We start from the raw sequence: 2,660 nt of genomic DNA, 5'->3' as shown, positions 1-2,660 counted from the left end.
CCTCCAGAAGGATCCGGTGCACCCGGTCGACGACCTCGGCGGCGTCCTGCGCGGGCTCCACCGTGAAGACGTGGCCGTACTTGTTGTGGAAGTACCGGGCCTCGTTCGCCCGCAGGCCGGCGAGTGCGTCCGCGACGGGGGACGACTCCAGGCCGACGGTCGACACGGTCTCGAAGTCCACGGTGTAGGTCATGGCGGGTTCCTCCACAGGGGCACGGGCAGGGCACGGGCAGGGGCATGGCACGGGTACGGGCACGGGTACGGGCACGAACGGGCGGGGGCCTTCCGGGCGGTGATCCTATGCCGCGGGCCCAGCGGCGGCGGGCCCACCGGGCCCAGGAGGAGGCGTGTTTCCGTCCCGCGGCGTCACGCTGCCGACGTCCGTCGCCGATCAGGTGAGAACGAGTCGATCTCCGCGGGTGCGTCCGGCCGGGATCGGCCGGGGGCGGCCGGCGCTGGTGGGGTGGGAGAGACGTGCGGTGACCCCGTCACCGGAAAGCCACCGGAAGGGATTGCCCCGCGGTTGCCCCTGGTTCATCCATGGTTCCCACGCCCGTCGACGTCTTCCTCCCGAACAGGCGACGGCCGCCCCTCCGCAGGTCCGAATTCCGTTCGGGATTGTGGCCGCATCACGGTCATCCTGTTTGACGACGAAACATCCCGGCTCCTACCGTCCGCCCAAGTTCTTCTTCACCAGTCAGCGGCTCGGGGGGCGGCTCGACGTCTCCTGGGAGACCCTTCCGGGAGTTCCGATGCATACCGTCCGAAGACTCTCCCCTTTCATCGGCGCGGCCCTGGCCGTACCCCTGCTGGCCGCCGGCCTCGTCACCTCGGCGGCACCGGCCTCGGCGGCACCGGCCTCGCCCTCCGCCTCGGGAAGCGGAGCCCCCGCCCTCGTGGAGAACTACGTCCACCCGGGTGCCGCGAGCATCCTCGCGGACCGGCACATCACCGTCAGGTCGGGCGACGGGCACATCCAGCTCGTCGACTGCACGGCCGGTTCGAACCTGTTGCGCCTGTTCAGCCGGGCCGCGACGCCCAGCGAGACGTGCTTCAGGATCACCGGAGCGACCGGGAGCCTCCAACTGGAGATCCCCAAGGTCTACTCCATCAAGGGCGACGCCGACCACTCGGTCACCGCCACCTTCACCAGCGACGGCAACCCCGTGTACGTCGGGGTGCCCAGGAACGCCTGGACCCAGGTCGGCGAGGGCAACCCCGGCGGCAGCAGCACCACCCTGCTGGAGCTCAACGCCTCGGCCGGCCCGGCGGTCCCCGACGAGTTTCCGCCCGCGGCCGTCGCCAAGGTCACGATCGGCCGCCCGGGCTTCGGCGCGCGGTCGTGCACCGGCAGCTTCGTCGACCAGTCCTGGATCCTCACCGCCGCCGGCTGCTTCGCCGGCGTGACCGCGCCGCTGGACCGGACCCGCGTCATCACGCCCAACCAGAACGTCGCCGTGGACCGGATCGTCCCCCACGGCGAGCGCGACCTCGTGATGCTCCGTCTGGCCACCCCGATCCCGACCACGTTCACCCTCCAGGTGGGGACAGCCCCGGCGACGGCCGGCGGCCGCGCGACCTACGTCGGTCTGGGACGGTCCGCCACCGACTGGATGCCGTCCAGGGCCCACGAGAGCTGGCACACGGTCGCCGCCGTCGGCGGCACCACCGTCGACACCGTGCCCGTGGGCACCGGCGCCGCCGCCCCCCTCTGCCCGGGTGACGCCGGCGCACCACTGATCCGCGACAACGAGGACTCGTACGAGCTCTTCGCCATCGCCAGCGGTTCCTGGCAGGCCGGCTGCGTCGGCGTGCCCGCGAGCGAGACCCGCTCCGGTGTGACCGCCACCCGCGTCGACGACGTGGCCGGCTGGGTGCAGCAGGTCCGGGCGACCACACCGGGCCGCAAGCTCCAGGCCCTGGTCACCAGCGGCGCCGGCCTGTTCCACGCCACCCGTCTGAGCGACGGCGCCTGGACGCCGTACGAGGACGTCCAGGCCCAGGCCGGCGACATCGGCGGGATCCGGACCATGGGCACCGCCGACGTCCGCGGCACCACCCACGTCGTCGCCCTCGGCGGGGACGGCCGCCTCCACCACGCCGCACGCGCCCTCGACGGCAGCTGGAGCGCCTTCACCGACGTCAATCGGGACGCCGGGAACCTCACCAACGTCACCCGGATAGCGGTCGCCGCCGTCGGGGACGACATCCAGGTCGTCGTCCTCGCCGGGGGGATCCTGTACGAGAGCCTCCGCTACACCTCCGGGGGCGGCTGGTGGGCCGGCTTCTCCGCCGTGCTCCCCGGGGCCGGTGCCCTCACCGACATCACCGCCCTCGCCGTCGCCGGGGACGGCACCACCACGCACATCGCCGTCAGCGCCGGCGGCCACGTCCACTGGACCAGCCTCGACCGGAACGGCACCACGGGGCCGTGGAGTTCGGTCGAGGCCCAGGCCGGTACTCCCGGCCGCGTCACCGCCCTCGCCCTGGCCTTCCAGCAGGACGGCCTGAACCTCGCCGTCGTCACCGACACCGGTGCCCAGTTCCACGCCCTCCACTCCCCCGGCGGCGCCTGGCAGCCCTTCCGGCCCCTGAGCGCCGTGTTCCCCGGGGTCCGCGCGACCTCGATCAGCCTCGCCGCCCCCGCGCCCGACGAGGCC

The 2,660-nt window shown here is 73.1% G+C and carries 1 protein-coding gene and 1 pseudogene; one reads left to right on the top strand and one right to left on the bottom strand.

Annotated elements, in window-relative coordinates; genetic code table 11:
* Positions 1-193 (bottom strand): annotated as a pseudogene (locus VR45_RS40920) (phage tail protein); the annotation flags it as partial.
* Between the two features lie 559 nt (positions 194-752).
* Here VR45_RS40920 and VR45_RS40915 point away from each other — a divergent pair.
* The coding region (locus VR45_RS40915; protein ID WP_045945055.1) for a trypsin-like serine protease at positions 753-2,660 on the top strand (1,908 nt) is incomplete at its 3' end.

The sequence above is a fragment of the Streptomyces sp. NRRL S-495 genome (genome assembly GCF_000966955.1).
GTDB lineage: Bacteria > Actinomycetota > Actinomycetes > Streptomycetales > Streptomycetaceae > Kitasatospora > Kitasatospora purpeofusca.
Note: the sequence above shows the minus strand (reverse complement) of the source record. Positions and strands in the feature narration are given on the sequence as shown.